Genomic DNA, 20011 nt, shown 5'->3' on the forward strand with positions numbered 1-20011 from the left:
GACTTCCGGACAATGATTTGTTTGTTCACTGACAAAACTAACGTCGTGATGCAAGCATCGGTCACGCCGCACGGCCGCACTTTGTCAAGTACTTCACAACGCTGCCAGAAGGATCAGTGTGACCAACACGAGTGGTTCCCGAAGAGCGAAGTTAGCCACGGCCGGATCCCCCTCTCTCCGCAGGCGCGGCACGGCGGGTGCGCTGATCGCATCCGCCGCGCTGTTCGCCGCGGCCCTCCCCGCCGCCGGCGCGAACGCCGCCGAACCCGGCGACACCCAGGCGCGTCAGACACAGCAGGCCAAGATCAACGCGAAGCCCCGCCCGGGCGCGACGCCGGTCTCCCTCTCCCCCGCCCAGCGCGCGGCTCTGCTGAAGTCCGCCACCGCCGCCCGTGAGACCACCGCCGACGCCCTGAAGCTGGGCGCCGAGGAGAAGCTGCTGCCGAGGGACGTCATCAAGGACGCCGACGGCACCGTGCACACCCGTTACGAGCGCACCTTCGCCGGACTCCCCGTCCTCGGCGGCGACCTGGTGGTCCATCAGCGCGGCGGCAGCCGCACCGTCACCAAGGCGACGGACGCGGCGATCACCGTGCCCAGCACGAAGGCGACCGTCCCGGCGGCTGAGGCACGGAAGGACGCCCTGGCGGCCGCCCGCGCCGACAACACCCGGAAGGCCGCCGCGGACGGAGCACCGCGACTTGTCGTCTGGGCCGCCGACGGCACACCCACCCTCGCCTGGGAAGCCGTGATCACCGGTGTCCAGAAGAACGGCACACCGAGCGAGCTGCATGTCATCACCGACGCCGTGAGCGGCAAGACGCTGCGCGAGTTCCAGGGCATCCAGTCCGGCACCGGCGTGGGCCAGTTCAACGGTGAGGTCGCCGTCGGCACCACCCGCGGCGCCGACGCCTTCGAGCTGCACGACACCCAGCGCAACCACAAGACGTACGACAAGGCCCACAGCGACGACCTGGAGACGACCGGCACGCTCTACACCGACGCCGACGACACCTGGGGCGACGGTACGCCGGCCAACTCGCAGACCGCCGCCGTGGACGCCGCGTACGGGGCCCAGCGCACCTGGGACTTCTTCCACGACCGGTTCGGCCGCAACGGCATAGCCGGCGACGGCAAGGCGGCCTACTCCCGCGTCCACTTCGGCGACAAGTTCGTCAACGCGTTCTGGGACGACGACTGCTTCTGCATGACCTACGGGGACGGCCGGGACAACGCCAACCCGCTGACGTCCCTCGACGTCGCGGCCCACGAGATGACCCACGGTGTCACCTCCACCACCGCGAACCTCATCTACGCGGGCGAGTCCGGCGGGCTCAACGAGGCCACCAGCGACATCATGGCCGCCGCCGTGGAGTTCTTCGCCAACAACGGCAAGGACACCCCCGACTACGAGGTCGGCGAACTCATCGACATCAACGGTGACGGCACACCGCTGCGTTACATGGACCAGCCGTCCAAGGACGGGCTGTCGCAGGACTACTGGTCGACCGCCACCAACCAGCTCGACCCGCACTACTCGTCGGGGGTGGCGAACCACTTCTTCTACCTGCTCGCGGAGGGCAGCGGGAAGAAGACGGTGGGCGGCGTCGCGTACGACAGCCCCACCTTCGACGACCTGCCGGTCGCCGGCCTCGGGCTGCACAACGCCACCAACGTCTGGTACCGGGCGCTGACCACGTACATGACCTCCGGCACCGACTACGCCGGTGCCCGAGATGCCACTCTCCAGGCCGCCGCCGACCTGTTCGGCCGCTCCAGCGAGGCGTACGAGACCGTGGGCAACGCCTGGGCGGCCGTGAACGTCGGTCCGCGTTTCACCGACCACATCGCCTTCACCACGCCGCGCGACCAGCAGGCCGCCGTGGGCCAGCCCGTCTCCCTGCGGATCAAGGCCGACACCAGCCGGGGCGGTGGCCTCCGCTACACGGCCACCGGACTTCCCGACGGGCTGTCCATCAACCCCGCCACCGGTGTCGTCACCGGACTGCCGACCCGGCCGGGCGAGTTCACCTCGACGGTCACGGCCTCCGTCAACGGCACCACGGACAAGGCGTCCAAGACGTTCTCCTGGACCGTCATCCCCTCCGGCGGCGACTTCTTCGTCAACCCCGCCGACGTCGACATCCCGGACGCGGGCGACCCGGTGGAGTCCCCGCTCATCGTCACCGGCCGCACCGGCAACGCACCGAGCGCCCTGAAGGTCACGGTGGACATCCTCCACTCCTACCGCGGTGACCTGAGCATCGACCTGGTGGCACCGGACGGCACGGCTTACCGGCTGCAGGACGTGAGCGGCGACTCGGGTGACGACATCCACACCACGTACACCGTGGATGCCTCCGCCGAGACCGCCGACGGCACCTGGAAGCTGCGGGTGCAGGACGCGTACACCTTGGACGCCGGTCGCATCGACAGCTGGAAGCTGACGTTCTGACCCGTCCGACTGACCGGTCCGACGACGGCGCTTGAACGCTCGCTCCGCCCCGCCCGGGACCGCCCGGGCGGGGCGGAGTCGCGCGCGACGCCGGCGACTCCGGCGACCGCGTGGGGCAGCCATCAGCGGCTGTGCGGCTGGTGCCCGGACACGCAGTAGTATCCAGCCCGGCAAAGTTTCCGCTGGTCACAGAGGTGATGCCCATGGCCCGCGCCGGCCTGACTACCGCCCGGGTGGTGGCCGCCGCCGCGGATCTCGCGGACGAGGCGGGGCTGGAGAACGTCACCCTGTCCGCGCTCGCGCGGGGCTTCGGCGTCAAGGACGCGAGTCTGTACTCGCACGTCAGGAACGTACGGGACCTGCGTACGCGGATCGCGCTGCTGGCCGCGGCGGAGTTCGCCGAGCGGGCGCAGGCCGCGGTGGCGGGCCGGGCCGGGAAGGACGCGCTGGTCGCCTTCGCCAACGCCTACCGGGACTTCGCGCGGGAGCGTCCGGGACGGTACGCGGCGACCCAGCTCCCGGTGGATCCGCAGTCTCTCGCAGCGGAACCCGCGGCGCTGCGGGGCATCGAGACGACATACGCGGTGCTGCGTGCGTACGGTCTCGGGGAGCCCGACATCACCGACGCCGTACGGCTGTTGCGTGCCACGTTCCACGGCTACTGCGCCCTGGAGGCGAGCGGCGGCTTCAACGCCTCCCGGGACGTACAGGCGTCCTGGGAGCGCACGCTGGACGCGCTTCACGTACTGCTGGAGAACTGGCCGGCCGCCTCAGCCGTGCCGCGGCCCCCAGGCGCGGCACAGCACCCAGCGGTGCCCCCGCACCCAGCCGCACCGAAGACCCGCCGAACACCTCCGACCACTTAGACTGGAAACTTCGCCGGCCACGTGCCGCCCTGGGGGAGGGAGCACGCCATGTCTCAACAGCAACTGCGGCGCGGTTCGTTGAGGTCCGATCCCCCGGCGGCGCCCCCGGCGCCCGGCAGCCCGCGGCCCGCGTCGCGGCTCGTCGGTTGGCTGGGTGGATTCGGTTGTCTGGCCGCCGGTTACGCCGTCTTCCAGTCCCTGGTAGGGATCCTGCCGGGCAGTCTGGACGGCGAACCGGCCCGCTATGCGATCGCGGCGGTCAGCGGTCTGGGCACGGCCGTCGCGGCCTGGCTCGCGGCGGCGCTGGTACGGGCCCGGGTGGCGGAGTCCGAGCGTGGACGGGTCCGTGCGCTGCCGATCGCGCCGTTATCCGGACCCGGGCCTCTGCCCGAGGTGTTCACCGCCGCGCACCGCGCGCTCACCGAGCAGGTCGCCGTGGTGGACGACCCGGTCCGGGGGCGGCTCACGGGCTGGCCGCACTCGCTCGGTGAGTCCGACCCGAACGCCCCGGTGCACCCGACGCCGGTCGGCACGGCGTACGGGCTGCACATCGTGCTGGACCTCGGTATGTCCGAAGGCAAGCTCGGCGCGGGCGAGTTGGTGCGGACACTGTGGAACCTGCGGCTGCCCGGCGGCGGCTGGTCGGCCCGCTCGCAGGGTGCGGAGGCACGGCCCGAGGTCACCGCGCTGGTGCTGGGCGCGCTGGCACGGGCGGGCGCCCCGCCGGAGCTGCTGGCCGCGGAGGTGGCCCGCTGCGAGTCTAGGTTCACCCCGGAACTGGACAGTACGGGGCGGGAGTTGACCCATGTGGTGACGACGGTGCTGCGCGGGTTGCTGCGCGCGGCCCCGGACTCTCATCTGCTTCCGCTGTTGCGGGACGCGGTCGTCGCGGGCGCGGTCACCGATCCCCGCCGGGCGCACCGCCGCTGCTGGGGTTACCGGCTCGCCCCGTTCCACGGTTCGCCGTCCCCGCTGCACACCGCGCAGGCCGTGGTGGCGCTGGACCGGGCGGCGCGTGTCCTGGGCGAGAGCCAGAACGCGCGCGCGGCCCGCGAGGACGGCGTCCGCTGGCTGCTGGCCTGCCCGGACACCCCGCACGACGCCTGCCTGGACCTGGAGAACCAGCGCGAGGAGATCCGCCGTCGGCGCACCGACGACCCCTCCCGTCTTGAGGTGCTGAACGTACGGCACTTCACCGCGGCCTGGGTGCTGCGCGCGCTGCTCACGTCCGGTGCGCGGGAGATCGCGCGGGCGGAGGAGCAGGAGGAGGCCTGGCGCGAGCGACTGGACGGCGCGGCTGCGGCCGTGTGGCGGGGACAGACCGACGGTATCTGGACCTGGGCCCGGGACGACGCCGGTGAGCTGCGGCGGCCCATGTGGATGACCTATCAAGGTCTTTCGGCACTGCGCGCCCATGCCCTATGGAAGTATCAACCGGACGGGTGAGTTCTACAGGGGTGTGCATGGGTGGTCGGCAGGGCCTGGCGGCACGGCGACTGCTCGCCGAGGAGCTGGACGGCGAACTACCCGAACACGAACTGGTTCTCGCGGCCCGTGAGGTGATCGCCGAACTGGGTTCGCCGGAAAGGCTGTTGGAACTCGTCGCCGAACTCGCCTCCGGTGAGGGCGATCCCGAGGGGTGCGCCCGGCTGTCGTACCGCCATGTCCTCGGCTTCGACAAACTGTTGCTCGTCGACGCGGGGCCCCGCCATATGCTCCGTGCGCACGTGTGGCACCCCGTGCGCGGGGAGCCCGGCAAGGAGGACATCCACAACCACCGGTCCGCGCTGGCCAGTTACATCGTCCGCGGACGGCTGGCGATGGAGCTGTACGAGCCACGGCGTGACGGCGGGCTGGCGGCGGCCCGGTACCGGGAGTCGCTGTCCCAGCGGTCCGCGGACTGGTTGCTGGAGCCGGCCGGGGCAGCACGGCTGCGGTTGACCCAGGTGGCCCAGTACACGGCCGGCAGCACCTATGCGCTGCCCCCGCACACCCTGCACCGGGCGTGGTGCGACACGCGCGAACCGACGGTGACGCTGTTCCTGGAGACGGGGAACGGGCGGCGGGACAACACCGATGTGTTCACCGCGGCGGGACCGCACGCGGGAGCGGTGGCGAAGGTGCCCCTGGCAGAGGCGGAGTACCTCGCGGAGCTAGGCAGACTGGCGGAGTTACTCAGAGGCGGTTGACGGTGGGGAGAGCCTGGCGGACGACGTCGAGGTTGTAGTCGTCGATGTCGACGCCGGTCAGCTCGGCCGGGGTCAGCCAGGCGTACATCTGGTCGGGCTCGGGGAGGACGATGTGCCGGGAGAGGGGCTCGACCAGGAAGTTGTCCTGCCAGTTCTTGATCTCGTGCCCCTTGTACTCGCTGACGAAGGAGGACTCGCCGACCTTGCGGACGACCTTGCCGAGCAGGCCGGTCTCCTCCTTCAGCTCCCGCAGCACGCCGTCCTCGGGACTCTCGCCCGGTTCCAGCTTGCCGCAGGGGACGCCCCACACCCGGGGCAGGAACCGTTCCTTCTCACTGCGGCGCACGAGGAGGACACGGCCCTTGTGCACGACGACGGCTGCCGCCAGTCGCCTGTCGCCGGAGTCGGCCATGATGTCGGTCCTCGGTCCCTCGCCGTCACAAGCCCAAAGGGTTTTCTACCCCGGGAAAGCCTCCAGCGTACCGCGCAGTACAAGATTTTCCGGCGGTTTCCGGCCACCGAGGCATCCTGCGGCCGCTGCGGAGGCTACACGGAGACATGGACAACCCCAGACACACCGGCCCCACCAGTCACCGCCGCGTCGCCTCGCCCGTAAGCCCGTCATCGCCTCCCTGGCCGCGCTCTGCGCGCTCGGCGGGGGCCTGGTACGCCACCGCCAACGGGGCGACCACCGCGGCCGGTCAGCTCACCGTCACGTCCACCACGCTAGGACTGCCCGCCAAGTTCCCCTATCTGTCCGCCGGTTACAACAACACCCGCGAGTGGACGCGTACGGCGCACCGCGGTGGCGCCCAACGGCACGCTGCGGGTGGCCTGGCCCGCCGCGGACGGCGTCCATGTCACCCCGCTCGCCGCGGCCGGCAGGCGTTCCGGCACGGACACCGTGGTCGGGGGCACGAAGGAGGTCGGCGGACTGGTCGCGCACAACGACGGTTTCGCGGTCCGGGCGGGGCGTTGATCAGGCGCGGGACGGCCCCGGCCGCTCCTGGAACAGGCCGCACCGGGTCTCGGATCCGTCGGACCAGGTCACCCGGAGGTCCGGTCCGTCCAGCTCGACCGACGCCAGTTCCGCCAGTGGGCGGGGGTTCGGGTCCGCGGTGAGGCGGGCCAGGGCGATGAAGAGGGTGTCGTCCCCTGAGAGGGTGCCTGACAGGGCGGGGACCTGGGCCTCGGGTGTGTATGCCGTCGCGGCGGGCGTGAGGTCGGGGGCCGGGGTGAGTCCGAGTACCGGGAGCAGTTCGGAGCGGGTGGCCTCCCCCGGTCCTGTCGCCCAGCCCGTGAGGAGGACCTGGGTGCCCTCGGGCGCCCCCGTCACCTCGTAGGCCCGGACTTCCACCGCGCCGTGGGCCAGGACCACGCTGGTGACCCGGGCGCCGCCACCCGCCGTGTGCCGGGAGGCCGCCCAGCCCTCGCCCGTGCCCAGCGGTTCGATGTCCGTGCGGGTCGCGTCTCCGTCCAGCAGGAGGCTGTTGTCGGGGGACGGGGAGTCCAGTGGTGTGGGGCCCGTCGCCGTCGAGTACGCGAGCCGGGTGTAGTAGGGGTCGTAGCGGACGTCCTCGCTGCCGTGGTTGTGCAGGCGGACCAGGCCGTCCGCGACGGTGGACTGCAGGAGCCAGTTGGGCGCGGCGACGGGAGTGACCGCGTCGGCGCGGTCCGCGGGGCCGGGTTCCTCGGTGGCCGTCCACACCTCGTGGTCCGCCGGAAGGAGCAGGCCCAGGAACGCCTTGCTCGCCCAGTACGGCGAGGCAGGGCCCGAATAACCTTGCAGGACACCGGGGTTGGGGCCGTACCAGCCGAGGGAGAGCAGGCCGTCGTCACCCACCGCGCCCCGGTCCAGGAAGTGGCGCAAGGCTCCGGAGGCCAGGCGGCGGGTCTCTCCGGAGCTGAGGGGGGTGCGGCCGGTCAGGGCGCCGAGCCACAGCGGTGCCGTCGTCGCGAACCGGTAGGTCAGTGAGCGGCCCTGGTGCATCGGCGCCCCGTCGGCGCCGAACAGGCGGGCGTAGTCGGCGAGATGGGCCTGGAGCCGGCCGCCGTAGAGGTCCAGCAGCCGGGTGTCGTCGGCGAGCCAGGCGTGCAGCACCGGGTAGAGGTGCATGGCCCAGCCGTTGTAGTAGTCGAAGGCGCGGCCGTCTCCGTCGGTGTACCAGCCGTCGGAGACGTACCACTGCTCGATGCGGTCGAGCCCGCGGTCGATCGCCGCGTGGGCCGCGGACGTCTCATATCCGATGTCGGCCAGGAAGCCGCCCACGGTCACCGGGAACAACTCCCAGTTGCAGGGCCAGGGTTCGGCGTCGAGCGCGTCGGCAAGCCAGGCCGCGGCCCGGTCCCGTACCGCGGTGTCCAGACGCTCCCACAGCATGGGCCGGGTGAGCCGTAGCGCGAGGGCGATCGACGCGGCCTCCACCAGCGGCTGACTGCGGTCCTCGATGCGTGGCCAGACGCCGGCGGTTCCGGCGGCGAGGCCGTCCCCGTACCGTTCGAGTGCCTTCTCGTCGCGGCGGAACGCGGCGATCAGCAGCGTACGGGCGTAACCCTCCAGTCCGTCGGAGAGCGTGCCCGACCAGCTGGCGCGGTCGCCGGGCAGGTGGTAGAGCGCGCCGTCGGCCGTGGCGTACGGCGCGACGGCGGCGAGGAGGGCGTCGGCGGCGGCCTCCCAGTGGGCGCGGGTGTAGCCGGTGTGGGGGCTGAGGACGCGGTCGTCCTCGGGCAGGGCGTCGGGCAGGATCACCGGGTCAGCCTTTCAGGTACCAGGCGTTGTGAGCGCAGTTCGTCGCGGACCAGTCCGGCGTAGACCGTGGCGCCGTGGACGGAGGTGTGGGTGTTGTCCCGTTTCTCGTTGTAGAGGTAGAGCGCCTTGGAGCCCTCGACGCCGAGTGATTCGACGACTGCCTTGGTCTTGGCGGTCAGGTCGACGAGGGGTACGTCGTGGTCGGCGGCGACGGAGCGGGCCACCGCGGGGTGGTCCACGCCGAGTCCGTTGACGAGCAGGGCGGTGTTGTTGTCGAGGGTGCCGTCGGCGTTGAACCAGCGCCGCACGATGGGGGTCACCAGGACCGGTCGGCCGCCGCGCTCCCGTACGCCCGCGACGAGCGTCTCCAGGTTGGCCCGGTAGGTCGGTTCGTCGGTGGTCTTGTCGTTGTGGGCGAGCTGGATCAGGACCAGGTCGCCCTTGCGGATGAGTGGCTGGACGGTCGGGAAGAGTGCCGGGTTGGCGAGGTAGGAAACCGTGCTCTCCCCGGAGTCGGCGTGGTTGGCGACCGACAGGCCCCTGCGCAGCAGCTGCGGGAGCTGTTGGCCCCAGCCGGAGTAGGGGTCGCCGGGCTGGTCGCAGACGGTGGAGTCGCCGACGAGGAAGATCTGCCGGGTGTGCTTGGCAGGGGTGACGCGGATGTCGGCGAGTGCGGGCGCAGGGCCGCCGATGGTGAGGTCGAGGCCGGGCGTGCCCTCGGGGCCGGTGGGTTCCCCCTCGGGAGTGCGGACGTTCACGGTGAAGGACCGGCGTACGCGTTCCCCGGCCGCGGTCGGGGTTTCGGCCAGCAGGGCTCGTCGGGTCTCGCCGCTGAGGGCGGTGCGGGCTTCGCCGTCGCCGCCCAGCACGACACTCACGTCATATGTGCCGGGCGCGACATCGAAGTGGCAGGTCACGGGTGTGGTCGTGGTGCAGTTCGCGAGGCCGCCCAGGGCGGGCGCGCCGGAAACGGGCCCGCTGTGTGCCGGCCTGGCGGCTTCGGCGTGCGCTGGAAGCGCCGAAGCCGTCTGCAGGGCGGCGACCGCGATGCCGGTCGCCAGCAGCGCGGTACCTGAGCGTTTCATCAACTCCCCCGGACCCACTGCTGGTTGGTCTGACCGTTGCAGGTGTAGGTGATGAGCGCGGCGGAGTTGGCGGTGGAGCCGTCGGCAACGTCCAGGCACTTGCCGCTCGCCCGGGACTGGATCGTGACGTGGTCACCGGAGGTGATGACCTTCCACTTCTGGTTCTTGGCGGACTTGGCGCACGCCTCCTGCGTCACGCTCCCCTCGTTCTCCTGGAGGCAGAGCGAGCTGTGCCTGGCGATGAGCTGCACCTTGTCGGCGTCGCCGAAGCGCTTGAACCAGAACTTCTGGTTGCCGCCGCCGTTGCAGGTCCACTGGGTGAGGGCGACGCCTTCGCGGACCGACTGGCCCGGCACGTCGGCGCACTTGCCGCTGTGCGCCGCGGTCAGTGTCTCGTACGGGCCGCCCTGGCCGGTGATCGTCCCGCGCGCGGCGTCGACGACCAGCTCCGGGTACCAGTTCATGGTCATGGTGGTCGAGGTGGGGAAGGTCAGGGGCAGCCACACATAGCGGGAGTCGTTGACCGTGCCGCCGAAGGAGTTGCCCCAGCGGTCACCCATGTACAGGTATGAGGTGGCTTTCTTGCCCTGCACGGGCAGGACGTACGCGGTCTGCGAGCCGTAGGTCGTGGAGTCACCGATGTTGGCCATGGCGGTCCAGGGGCCGGCGAGGTCGGTCGCCGTCGCGTACTTCTGCTGGTTCGGGTTCCAGCCGGTAGCGCCGGAGGTCAGCATGAAGTAGACACCGTCACGCTTGAAGAGGGCCGGGGCCTCGCGGTGCCCGCCCGGCCAGGGGTTGGCGACCAGGCTCGCGACGCCGGTGTAGTCGGCGGTCAGCCGGTAGATGTGGAGGTCGTAGTTCTCGCGGGCGGCGGAGACCATGTATCCGGTGCCGTCGGTGTCGACGAAGACCGTGATGTCCCGGGACATGTGCTCACCGAGCGGCCGGAAGCTGCCCCGCCAGGTGTAGTCGCCGTCGACGGTGTCGGAGACGGCGACGGCGGCGCGGGCCTCGCTGTAGTCGGTGCCGTTCTCCTTGTGCATCCACATCACGAACTTGCCGGTGGCCGCGTTGTACATGACCTTGGGCCGCTCGATGTTGGCGTGAGCGAGCTCGGGGTCGGTGGCCTGGGTCAGGACGTGGTTGCGGAACTTCCAGTTCTTCAGGTCGGTGGAGCGGTAGGCGGACACATACCGGAAGGTGTTGTCTGCGTTGCGGTTCTCACCGAACCAGTAGTAGTACTTGCCGACCTTGATCACACCTCCGCCGTGGGCGTGCAGCGGATCACCCGACTTGTCCGTGAACTGAGTGGCGTTGGTGATGGTCTTCTGCGCCGCCTGGACGGGACCCGCCGTCGCGAGCGCCGCCGCGAGCGCGCAGCACAGGGCGAGCAGGATCGTGTACGCACGTCTCAACACTGAGCCTCCTTGGTCGTGTTCTTAGAGCTCCGAACAAAAGGGGAGCCCGGCTCGCGACGCCCGGCACGCACTTGGGTCCATGGGTTCGCCATCTCGGAGAGGAAGACGCCGGTGTTGTTGTCCATGCCGGGCTCGTGCTGCGCCCACGCGAGGTAACGGGTACCACGGTGACTGAAGGTGGTGGCGTCCAGGGAGAAGGTCTCCCAGGCGGTCTTGAGCTGCCCCTTCTCGACCCAGGTCCCCTCGAAGGGGTCGGAGTTGGTGTTCTCCAACACCCATATGCGGATCGCCCACACGTCTTCGGCGGGCGCCGCGGCGAAGTAGATGTACCAGGCGCCGTCGATGTGGTGGATCTCCGGGGCCCAGATGTGCGCGCCCATGTCTCCGCTGGTGTGCTTCTTCCAGATGACGGATTCGTCCGCCGTGCCGAGGCCGCGCAGGGTGCGGGAGCGGCGCAGGACGATCCGGTCGTACTCCGGGGCGGTGGCCGTGAAGTAGTAGAAGCCGTCGTCGTGCCGGTGGATGTGCGGGTCCGCGCGGTTGCGGACGAGCGGGTTGGCGTAGCGGACATGGCCGCCGGGCGCGGCCTCGGCCACGCCCGGCAGGGCGGTCACGGAGAGGGCGCCCGCGGCCAGGGCGCCCTTCAGCACGAGTCTGCGGCTCGGCGCCTCGGGCGGGTCGGCGACGTCGTCGTTGCGGCTCATGGGGGGGTTGCCTTTCGGGGGAGGCGGGGACGCACCACGACCAGGGTGTTCGGCAATGTTCGATGTTGTTCGGCATCTCGCACAACATCAACCATTCCGAACCCCGAAAAGGTAAGGGTGTGTTACGAGGAGGTCAACGGGTCGGACGGAGAAAGATGAAAGCCCTTTCTGCCAGTTCATCGGTGATGTGTCGCGATGGCGTACTCGTGCCAAGTCGCCCGCGTGCTCGTGCACTTGAAGTCGTTCGACGACATGGCTTTGGTCCGGCGGCCGGTTTTTTGTTATCGGCGCACGTCCCCGGCCGTCTCCGATACGTGAGCAGCCACATCCACAAGACAGCAGCGGCCGCCGGAGTCCTCGCGGCGGTCGCCCTCATGGTCACCGCTCCCGCCACGTCGGCCGCCCCCGCCGGGGCCCGGGACGTGACCGCCGACGTCCGGGCGGGCCGGGACGTGACGCTATCCGGCGACGCGGTGGTCACCCTGCCGTCCGGGACGACCACCTACAACGGGGTGTTCCGCGGCACCGGCACGCTCACCGTACGCGGCGGCGGCACGCTGATCCTCACCAAGGACAGCGACTTCACCCTGCCGAAAGCCCGGCAGCGGCAGGTGGTGAGGACGCAGGGCGGCAACCACCCGTACACGACCGTCACCCGTCCCGATCCCCCCGCGATCACGGTCGAGCGGGGCGCGACGCTGCAGTACGGCAAGGGCGGCACCACCGGCCTGATCGGGCACTTCCCGTACGACACCCCCGGCTACCAGCTCAACCAGCTCAACGTCCGCGTCGACGGCACGCTCCGCCTCTCGCTGACCCGCACCTTCAACATCGGCACCATCAGCGGCTCGGGCCTGGTCACCCAGCCGCGCTTCCTGTGGGGCACGCTCGACCTCGCGGGCACGCACCCGTTCTCCGGCGTGATCGACAACGGCACCGGCATGGCAGCGGGCAAGCCCGAGTTCCCGGTCGCGCTGCCGAACGCCCGCGCCATCCTCAACCAGGGCACATGGACCGTCGACACCCCGCTCGGCCAGACGATCACGCTGCGCCAGAACTTCTACCAGCGCGAGTACGGCAGCGACATCAACGTCCAGTCGCGGCCCGGCAGCAAGGTGGTGCTGACCGGCCAGTACAGCTGGTCCGACCGGGGCGGGGACACCAACCCCTCGCTCAGTGACCCGGCCCTGAACTGGCGGCCCGCGAGGAAGAACGTCAACAAGCGGGGCACCAACATCAAGGGCGCCAACGTCCAGTGGGGCGACGGCACCACGAACAAGATCTTCATGCCGGGCACCGCCGAGACCGTGTACATCAACCTGCTGGCGGCCCGGTCCCGTTCCCTGCTGACCTTCGACTACAACGGCCCCGTCACCCTGGGCGCGCCCATCGGCGGCGGCAGGTTCCACGACACGCTCGCCGAGCCGGGCGCCGGCGACGTCGTCATCGCCGGGACGCCCGGCAACGACGTCACCTTCGCGGCGAAGCAGTACTACGACGGCTCCACGACGATCGAGAAGCGGGCGGTGCTGCGGCTGGGCTCGGGCAAGCGGGGCGGCGACGGCTCCTTGCTGCTGGGCACCGACCGGCGCCGCATCGTCAACGACGGCACGCTGGTCGTGCGCAACACCGCCACTCCCGTCGCCCTGTCCCGGCTCGGCGGCAGCGGATCACTCACCCAGTCCGGCGCCGCGACGACGACGCTGACGGGGAGCGCGGTGACGTACACGGGGACCACCACGGTCACCAAGGGCACGCTGGCCCTGCGTTCCGGCGCCTCGCTCTCCCGCAGCAGGGCGATCCGTCTCACGGCGCCGGGAGCGCGGCTGGACCCGGGGACGGCGGGACTTCGGGTGACGAACTCCCTCACGGGCAAGGGCACGGTGAAGGGCTCGGTGACCAACGCGGGGAAGACCTCGGGTCCGTTGACGGTCACCGGTGACTACATGCAGCGGTCCGACGCGCAACTGACCGTGGGTGAGAGACCGTTGAAGGTGGGCGGTGACCTGCGGCTGGCGGGGAGGCTCACGGTGAGCCCCCGCACGAAGTCCGCCGAGACCATCACACTCGTCGACCACGGCGGCCGTGCGAAGACCACCGGTACGTTCACCGGGCTCCGCGAGAAGGCCGAACTCCGGGTCGCGGGCACGGCGTACCGGATCAGCTATCGGGGCGGTGACGGCAACGACGTCGTCCTGACGGCGAAGGCCGCGAAGAAGAAGCAGGGTGCGGCCGCGGCCACCTCCGCCACGACCACCGCGGCGGCGGCGAAGAAGGCCGCGCTGGACGAGACGGGCAACTCCCGGCCGTGGTGGCCGATTGCGGCGGCACCCGCCCTGTTGTGCCTGCTGCTCCTCCCGTTGCTGAAGAAGCGCGGCCGCCGGGGCGGACGGCACGCGGCGAGCGGCTGAACGAACGGGTGACGAGCCCGCCCAGGCGGCTATCACGATAAGTCTTGGACAGACCACGGGAGGTGACGAAAGGCTGTCGTCACGTAATCGACGCATCGACGAGCCAGGAGGCCGTGGGATGAACAAGGTATGGCTGGTGACCGGGGCGAACAGTGGATTCGGCCGGGCGATCACCGAGGCGGCGGTCGCCGCAGGGGACGTCGTGGTCGCCACCGCCCGGCGTCCGGCCGCGCTGGAGGACCTCGTGGGGGCACACCCCGGCCAGGTCGAGGCACTGCCGCTGGACGTCACCGACACGCAGGGCATCGAGTCGACCGTGGCGGACGTGGTGGCCCGGCACGGACGCATCGACGTCCTGGTCAACAGCGCCGGCCGCAGCCATGTCGGTGCCGTGGAGGAGACCACGGACGCCGAACTGCGCGACTTATTCGACCTGCATGTGTTCGGGCCCGCCGCGCTCGTGCGCGCCGTTCTGCCACACATGCGCGCCCGCCGCTCCGGTGCCATCGTGCAGTTCAGCAGCATGGGCGGTCGGATGTCGTTCGCCGGGTTCTCCGCGTACAGCGCCACCAAGTTCGCATTGGAGGGCCTCTCCGAGGCGCTGGCGGACGAGGTCCGGCCGTTCGGCATCAAGGTGCTGGTCGTGGAGCCGGGCGCCTTCCGCACGAACCTGTTCGGGAACATCAGCGCGAGCGCGGAAACGGATGTGTACACCGACACGGTGGGCAAGACGCGGCGCATGACCGAGTCGGGTGACGGCAACCAGCCCGGCGACCCCGCGAAGGCAGCCGCGGCGATCCTCACCGCGCTGGACGCCGAACAGACACCACTGCGTCTGCCGCTCGGCGACGACGCCGTGGACGCCGTGATCGGCCACCTCGACGGGGCGCGTGCCGAGCTCATCGCCTGGGAGAAGGTGGCCCGGGCCACGGCGTTCACGGACGTGGAACGGTAGGCAGCCGGTCGGCCGTGGCACCGTAGGCGGAGTCGGCCGGGGCAGCCTTTGCGTCGGCCGACCGTGGCACGTAAGCGCCGGTCGGCCATGGCATCAGGCAGCGGATCGGCGCGGTCGGAGGCGGAAGGGGGAATCAGGCGTCGGCGGCCGGGCCGCGGCCCCCCTCCGCCCCCTAGGCCCTGTCGTCAAATTCCCGTCTGCCGCGCGACGCCATGCACGCTCCCCCAAGCTCTCCGAGCAGGGGGCCCCCACTCAGCGCACCGGGCGAAAGCCCAAGTACATCCAGTACGACGGCTTCCACCCGGCACTCCCCCCAGCCTCCGGCTGGGGGACCCCAGAGCACGCACCTGAGCGCCGCGCGGCCCGCCCTCCGGGCGGACGACGGGAATTTGACGACAGGACCTGGCCAAGGGCCCCGGCCCGCAGGTCAGCCCGGCTCCACGAGACCGTGCTGGTAGGCCAGTGCGACCAGGTGGGCCCGGTCCCGGGCGCCCAGCTTGGCGAGCGCACGGCTGACATGGGTCTTGGTGGTGGCCGGGCTGATGACCAGCTCGCGAGTGATCTCGGCGTTGCTCAGTCCGCGCGCGGCGAGCGCCACCACCTCCCGTTCACGACTGGTGAGTTGGGCGAACACATCGTGGTTGACCGGGCCCGCGGGCTTCGTCATACGGGCGATCAGCCGTCGGGTCAGCCCCGGTGACAGCAACTCCTCGCCGCCCGCCACGACCCGGATCCCGTGCAGCAGCTGCGCCGGGTCGGTGTTCTTGAGCAGGAATCCGCTCGCGCCCGCGTTCAGGCCCCGGATGGCATAGTCGTCCTCGTCGAACGTAGTGAGGATGAGGATGCGGACATCCGCAAGCCCCGGGTCCGCCACCACGCGGCGAATGCCCTCGATCCCGTCCACTCCCGGCATCTGAACGTCCATCAGGATCACATCGGGTCGGGTGGACCGGGCCAGTTCGGCCGCCGTCGCTCCGTCACCCGCCTCGCCGACCACCGTCATGTCCGGCTCGCTGTCGATCAGCACCCGGAATCCACCACGCACCAGAGCCTGGTCGTCGGCGATGAGCACCCTGATCATCGCGGTGTCCTGGAACCCACCCCTCGCGGCGTCCTGGAACTCACCCCTCGCAGCGTCCTCAAAGGCACTCCCCGCGGCGTCCTCAAACGCACTCCCCGCGGCGTCCTCACTCCGCCCAGCGTCCTCACTCCTCGCACCGTCCTGGATCATCGGTCGTCCTTCCGGACCGGCAACGCGCACCGTACTTCGAAACCGTCCTCCACCCGCCCGGCCGTGAGGCTCCCGCCGAGCTTCTGCGCCCGGGCCCGCATACCTTCGATGCCGTGCCCGCCGACCGTGGTGGGCGTGTCACCGGGCCGGCCGTCGTCACAGACCACGATCTCCAGCACACCCTCCGGCGTGTCGCCGTAGTTCAGCTCGACGCGCACGGACGAGGCACGCGCGTGCCGCCGCACATTGGTCAGCGACTCCTGGATGATCCGGTACGCCGCCAGGTCGACCGCCACCGGCACGGTCCGGTTCGCGCCGCGCACCCTCACATCGACCTTCACCCCGGCCGTGTCCAGCAACTTGTCCAGCTTGGCCAGGCCGCCGGTGGCCGTGCGCAGATCCTCCGACCGCATCGCGCCGAGGAGCACCTGAACCTCGGCCAGACCTTCGTCACTGATCCGTTTGATGGTGTTCAACGCCTCGGCCGCCTGTTCCGGTCTGCGCTGCATGACGTGCACGGCCACGCCGGCCTGGACGCTGATCGCGGCCATCGTGTGGCCGAAGACGTCGTGCAACTCCCGGGCGATCTCCAGCCGTTCCTCCGCGGCCTGCCGACGGGCCTGGTCGGAGCGGGCCTCGGCGATCCGCTCGGCCCGTTCCCGCGCGCCCGCCGCGAACGCCCGGTGCGAGTGCACCGCGGCGCCGAGCGCGGTGGCGGCGGCCTCCACGGGAACGGCGTTGAACACCTGGTCGCCGAACCACGCGCCGTCCATGGCCAGTCGTACGGTGACGACCGTGACGGCGGCGGTGAGCAGCCCGCCCGCCGCCCCCGCCCTCCAGCCCCGGTACGCGGCGAGCGCGTAGCAGCCGATCAGCGGGGCGATCGTGATCAGCCGGCCGTGGTAGTCGAAGTGGAACCACGCGAGCGTGACCAGGTTGACCACCACCAGGCAGCCGCCCGGCCACCGCCGCCGTAACGCCACCGCGGCGCCCGCCGTCACCACGAGCGCGACCGCGCCCCAGTCCAGGGGGCCGGACGGTCCAGGCGGCCCCACCTGCAGTCCGCCGGCGGTGAGGACCAGCGCCACGAACCCCGAACCCAGTGCGATGTCGGCCGCTCGTGGCACGCCTATCCCCCCACCGTGGTCAACGCACGCATCCCCCGCGCCGCGTACATCTTGCCCGATCCAAGGTGGCGAACCCAGGTGACCAGCGCGTACTTCCCGGCCGGCAGTTCCGTGGTCAGGACCACGGACCGTCCCGGGGACAGCGGCACGACGCCCGTGGGACCGCCCGAGAACGGGGAGTCGGCCGGGTAGCGCCCCGCGTCCACCGCGGCGAAGTACGTGTCGAGGTCCGGCAGGGAGGTTCCCGTCCGCACGGGCATCAGCATCGCCTCGTTGTGCTGCCGCGGTCGCCCGCGAGAGGTGGTCGACGGCGAGGGTGCCTGCGGGGCGGCCACCTGGGCCGCGGGCGCGAGCGTCAGGAGCGAGGCGGTGACCACGGGGACGGCAGCGGGAATCGGTGAACGCTTCATGGCGCTCACCCTGCCGAACCCGGCCTCGTCCCCTCGTCAGCCCGGCGACGACACCGCGCCGTACCACCGGGGTATGACGCTACCGCCCGGGTCGTACACCGAAGTTGCCGTTCCGGGCCGACGTGCCGGACTCCCGGCTCGGCGCAGCATTCCCGTCATGAGACGACGTGGCTTCCTCACCCTGACCGGGCTGGCCGGACTCGCGCTCACCGGGTGCGGTGGCGCGGAAGGCAACGAGGGCAACGAGGGCACCCTCGGCTTCAGGACGCCTCTGCGCATCCCACCCCTGCTCGACCCCGCGCCCGGCCGGGACGGCGTCAAGCGGTACGCCCTGCGGCTGCGCGAAGGCCGCACGGAACTCCTGCCCGGCAAACCCGCACGGACCTGGGGCATCAACGGCACCTACCTCGGCCCGACCCTGCGCGCCCGGCGCGGCGACCGGGTCGCGATGGCCGTGACGAACACCCTCGGCGAGGCGAGCACCCTGCACTGGCACGGCATGCGGCTGCGCGCGGCGATGGACGGCGGCCCGCACCAGATGATCCGGTCCGGCGGCACCTGGACCCCCGAGTGGACGGTGGCACAGCCGGCCGCCACGACCTGGTACCACCCGCACCCGCACGGCAAGACCGCCCTGCACGTCTACCGCGGCCTGGCGGGCATGTTCGTCCTGGACGACGACGAAAGCGTCACTCTCCCCGACACCTACGGCAAGGACGACGTCCCGTTGATCATCCAGGACAAGAAGTTCGAGAAGAACGGCGAGCTCGACGAGTCCTTAGGTGGCCAGTTCGGTCTGCTCGGCGACGACATCCTGGTCAACGGAACCTATGACCCGTTCTTCCGCGTGACCACCACCCGCGTCCGGTTCCGTGTGCTCAACGGCTCCAACGCACGCGTCTACAACCTCGGTTTCGGCGACGACCGCACCTTCCACGTCGTCGGGAGCGACGCGGGACTGCTCGCCCGGCCGGTGGCGGTGCGGCGGGTCCGGATCAGCCCGGGGGAACGGTTCGAGATCGTCGTCGGCTTCACGCCCCGCGAACAGGTGGTGCTGAAGGGCTTCGACGGCGACTCCGAGATCGAGAGCGGCGACTACGACCTGCTCAACCTCGTCGCCGCGCCACGGCTTTCACCGTCGGCCCCGCTCCCCGGCACGCTCGTGGACCTGAACCCGCCGCACCGTGTGGGGAAGGTGCGGAGGTTCAGGCTCGGCGGGTCAAGCATCAACGGCCAGGACATGGACATGGCCCGCATCGACGAGGTGGTGGCGGCCGGCGCCCGGGAGATCTGGGAACTCGACAACTTCACCTTCTCGCACAGCTTCCACATCCACGAGGTGGTGTACCGGGTGCTCGACATCGACGGGAAGCGGCCGCCGGAGCATCTGCGGGGGCCGAAGGACACGGTGTTCGTACCCGGCAAGACCAAGGTCCGGCTGGCTGTCGAGTTCGGCCGGCACACCGACCCCACAACGCCGTACATGTACCACTGCCACATCCTCAAGCACGAGGATCGGGGCATGATGGGCCAGTTCGTGATCGTCCCGCGGGGCACGGAGGACAGCACGCCCCGCAGGTTGGCCCTGACCGGTCACGATCACTGAAGGCTCGGCGACGGCTCCGCTGTGTCAGGCGTCCGCCGTCTCCGGTTCCGCCGTGGTCAGCTCGTCGAAGCCCTCCATGCCGGGGGTGGCGTGCTCGACAGGTCGGCGTGGTGCCGGGTTGAGCAGGAGGCGGGTGACGTCGGGGCGGGAGTAGTGCCCGACGGGGTCGGCGGCCGCTTTGGCGATCGGGATGGCGGACAGGTCGATGTCGGCGTAGAGGATGCCTTCGGCGTCCTCGGGCAGTGGCTCGGCCAGCGGGCGGCCGTCGGGGCCGTAGATCCGGGCGAAACCACCGCCGCGCTGCAACAGCTGCTGCTTGAGGGGGGTGTCGCAGAACAGTTCGATGGCGGCGGCGCCGACCACCGCGCACGGGGCGAGGACGAAGACCTGGCCCTCGACCGCGTAGAGCTGCGAGGCCGCGGTGTTGACCTCGGGTCCGAGTGCGTAGGCGGCGCCCTTGTAGACGGAGAAACTGGGCCAGGCGGCCACATGCACCTGCTCGTGCTTGCTGAACATGGCGTACTTGGTGAGGGGTTGGAGGTGTTCCCAGCAGCACAGGGCACCGACGCGGCCGAGAGCGGTGTCGTGGACGGCCAGGTCGGAGCCGTCGCCCTCGCCGAAGACGGTGCGCTCCACATGGGTCGGCTTCAACTTGCGCCTGGCGCCGACCAGTTCACCGTCCGCGGAGATCACGGCCTGGCCCATGTAGAGACTGCCGCCGCTGCGCTCGCTGTAGCCGGCGACCACGGCGATGGCATGGGCGCGGGCGGAGGACCAGCCCTTCTCCGGGAGCGTCGCCACGGAG

At 70.7% G+C, this 20011-nt stretch carries 17 protein-coding genes; 8 read left to right on the top strand and 9 right to left on the bottom strand.

The genetic code is table 11. From position 1 onward, the window contains the following. The first annotated feature begins 118 nt into the window (after positions 1-118). The 4 genes from EF387_RS34925 (at position 119) to EF387_RS34940 (ending at position 5510) form a co-directional block, all read left to right on the top strand. The gene (locus EF387_RS34925; protein ID WP_238431864.1) at positions 119-2455 is read left to right on the top strand and encodes a M4 family metallopeptidase; all 2337 of its coding nucleotides are present in this window, start codon (positions 119-121) and stop codon (positions 2453-2455) included. Positions 2456-2658: 203 nt separating this feature from the next. After that, positions 2659-3321: a TetR-like C-terminal domain-containing protein gene (locus EF387_RS34930; protein ID WP_128380604.1), complete on the top strand. Its 663-nt coding sequence runs from the start codon at positions 2659-2661 to the stop codon at positions 3319-3321. Between the two features lie 48 nt (positions 3322-3369). Next, a complete protein-coding gene (locus EF387_RS47620) occupies positions 3370-4767 on the top strand; it encodes a hypothetical protein (RefSeq protein ID WP_202918462.1) in 1398 nt (465 codons plus the stop codon). Between the two features lie 17 nt (positions 4768-4784). Further along, positions 4785-5510 carry a hypothetical protein gene (locus tag EF387_RS34940; RefSeq protein ID WP_128380605.1) on the top strand — a complete coding sequence of 242 codons (726 nt, stop codon included), beginning with the start codon at positions 4785-4787 and terminating at the stop codon, positions 5508-5510. Here EF387_RS34940 and EF387_RS34945 read toward each other — a convergent pair. Further along, positions 5497-5922, bottom strand: coding sequence for an NUDIX hydrolase (locus EF387_RS34945; RefSeq protein ID WP_128380606.1), 426 nt, complete (start codon positions 5920-5922; stop codon positions 5497-5499). The genes EF387_RS34940 and EF387_RS34945 overlap by 14 nt on opposite strands. A gap of 393 nt (positions 5923-6315) precedes the next feature. On the opposite strand from EF387_RS34945, the gene EF387_RS48735 reads away from it, so the two are divergent. After that, a complete protein-coding gene (locus EF387_RS48735; RefSeq protein WP_238431865.1) occupies positions 6316-6489 on the top strand; it encodes a hypothetical protein in 174 nt (57 codons plus the stop codon). On the opposite strand, the gene EF387_RS34955 is transcribed toward EF387_RS48735, so the two are convergent. From EF387_RS34955 to EF387_RS34970, 4 genes are read right to left on the bottom strand one after another with little or no spacing between them, the layout of a single operon-like run. Next, a complete protein-coding gene (locus EF387_RS34955; protein ID WP_238431866.1) occupies positions 6490-8259 on the bottom strand; it encodes a DUF2264 domain-containing protein in 1770 nt (589 codons plus the stop codon). Further along, positions 8256-9344 (bottom strand): GDSL-type esterase/lipase family protein, encoded by a 1089-nt coding sequence (locus EF387_RS34960; RefSeq protein ID WP_128380607.1) that lies wholly within the window; start codon positions 9342-9344, stop codon positions 8256-8258. The genes EF387_RS34955 and EF387_RS34960 overlap by 4 nt, the downstream gene beginning before the upstream one ends. Beyond that, entirely contained in the window at positions 9344-10759 is a 1416-nt protein-coding gene (locus EF387_RS34965; protein ID WP_128380608.1) for an RICIN domain-containing protein, read from the bottom strand. The genes EF387_RS34960 and EF387_RS34965 overlap by 1 nt, the downstream gene beginning before the upstream one ends. Continuing rightward, positions 10756-11466, bottom strand: coding sequence for a family 43 glycosylhydrolase (locus EF387_RS34970; protein WP_274388969.1), 711 nt, complete (start codon positions 11464-11466; stop codon positions 10756-10758). The genes EF387_RS34965 and EF387_RS34970 overlap by 4 nt, the downstream gene beginning before the upstream one ends. A gap of 314 nt (positions 11467-11780) precedes the next feature. On the opposite strand from EF387_RS34970, the gene EF387_RS34975 reads away from it, so the two are divergent. Together EF387_RS34975 and EF387_RS34980 are read left to right on the top strand one after the other, a co-directional pair. After that, positions 11781-13877: an autotransporter gene (locus EF387_RS34975; RefSeq protein WP_128380609.1), complete on the top strand. Its 2097-nt coding sequence runs from the start codon at positions 11781-11783 to the stop codon at positions 13875-13877. A gap of 118 nt (positions 13878-13995) precedes the next feature. Continuing rightward, positions 13996-14832 carry an oxidoreductase gene (locus EF387_RS34980; RefSeq protein ID WP_128380610.1) on the top strand — a complete coding sequence of 279 codons (837 nt, stop codon included), beginning with the start codon at positions 13996-13998 and terminating at the stop codon, positions 14830-14832. 427 nt (positions 14833-15259) lie between these two features. Here the strand turns inward: EF387_RS34980 and EF387_RS34985 are convergent, their stop codons facing one another. The 3 genes from EF387_RS34985 to EF387_RS34995 all read right to left on the bottom strand — a co-directional run bounded on the left by EF387_RS34985 (position 15260) and on the right by EF387_RS34995 (position 17600). Continuing rightward, positions 15260-15913, bottom strand: a complete 654-nt coding sequence (locus EF387_RS34985; RefSeq protein ID WP_128380611.1) for a response regulator — start codon at positions 15911-15913, stop codon at positions 15260-15262. 146 nt (positions 15914-16059) lie between these two features. Next, positions 16060-17190 (bottom strand): sensor histidine kinase, encoded by a 1131-nt coding sequence (locus tag EF387_RS34990; RefSeq protein WP_128380612.1) that lies wholly within the window; start codon positions 17188-17190, stop codon positions 16060-16062. 2 nt (positions 17191-17192) lie between these two features. Then, positions 17193-17600: a hypothetical protein gene (locus EF387_RS34995; protein ID WP_128380613.1), complete on the bottom strand. Its 408-nt coding sequence runs from the start codon at positions 17598-17600 to the stop codon at positions 17193-17195. A gap of 157 nt (positions 17601-17757) precedes the next feature. Here EF387_RS34995 and EF387_RS35000 point away from each other — a divergent pair, with 157 nt between their 5' ends. Then, the gene (locus EF387_RS35000; RefSeq protein ID WP_128380614.1) at positions 17758-19206 is read left to right on the top strand and encodes a multicopper oxidase family protein; all 1449 of its coding nucleotides are present in this window, start codon (positions 17758-17760) and stop codon (positions 19204-19206) included. 24 nt (positions 19207-19230) lie between these two features. Here EF387_RS35000 and EF387_RS35005 read toward each other — a convergent pair whose 3' ends face one another. After that, complete coding sequence (locus EF387_RS35005; protein ID WP_238431867.1) at positions 19231-20007, bottom strand: carbon-nitrogen hydrolase family protein; 777 nt, start codon at positions 20005-20007, stop codon at positions 19231-19233. Between the last annotated feature and the right edge of the window lie 4 nt (positions 20008-20011).

The sequence above is a fragment of the Streptomyces cavernae genome (assembly GCF_004023625.1).
GTDB classification, from domain to species: Bacteria; Actinomycetota; Actinomycetes; order Streptomycetales; family Streptomycetaceae; genus Streptomyces; species Streptomyces cavernae.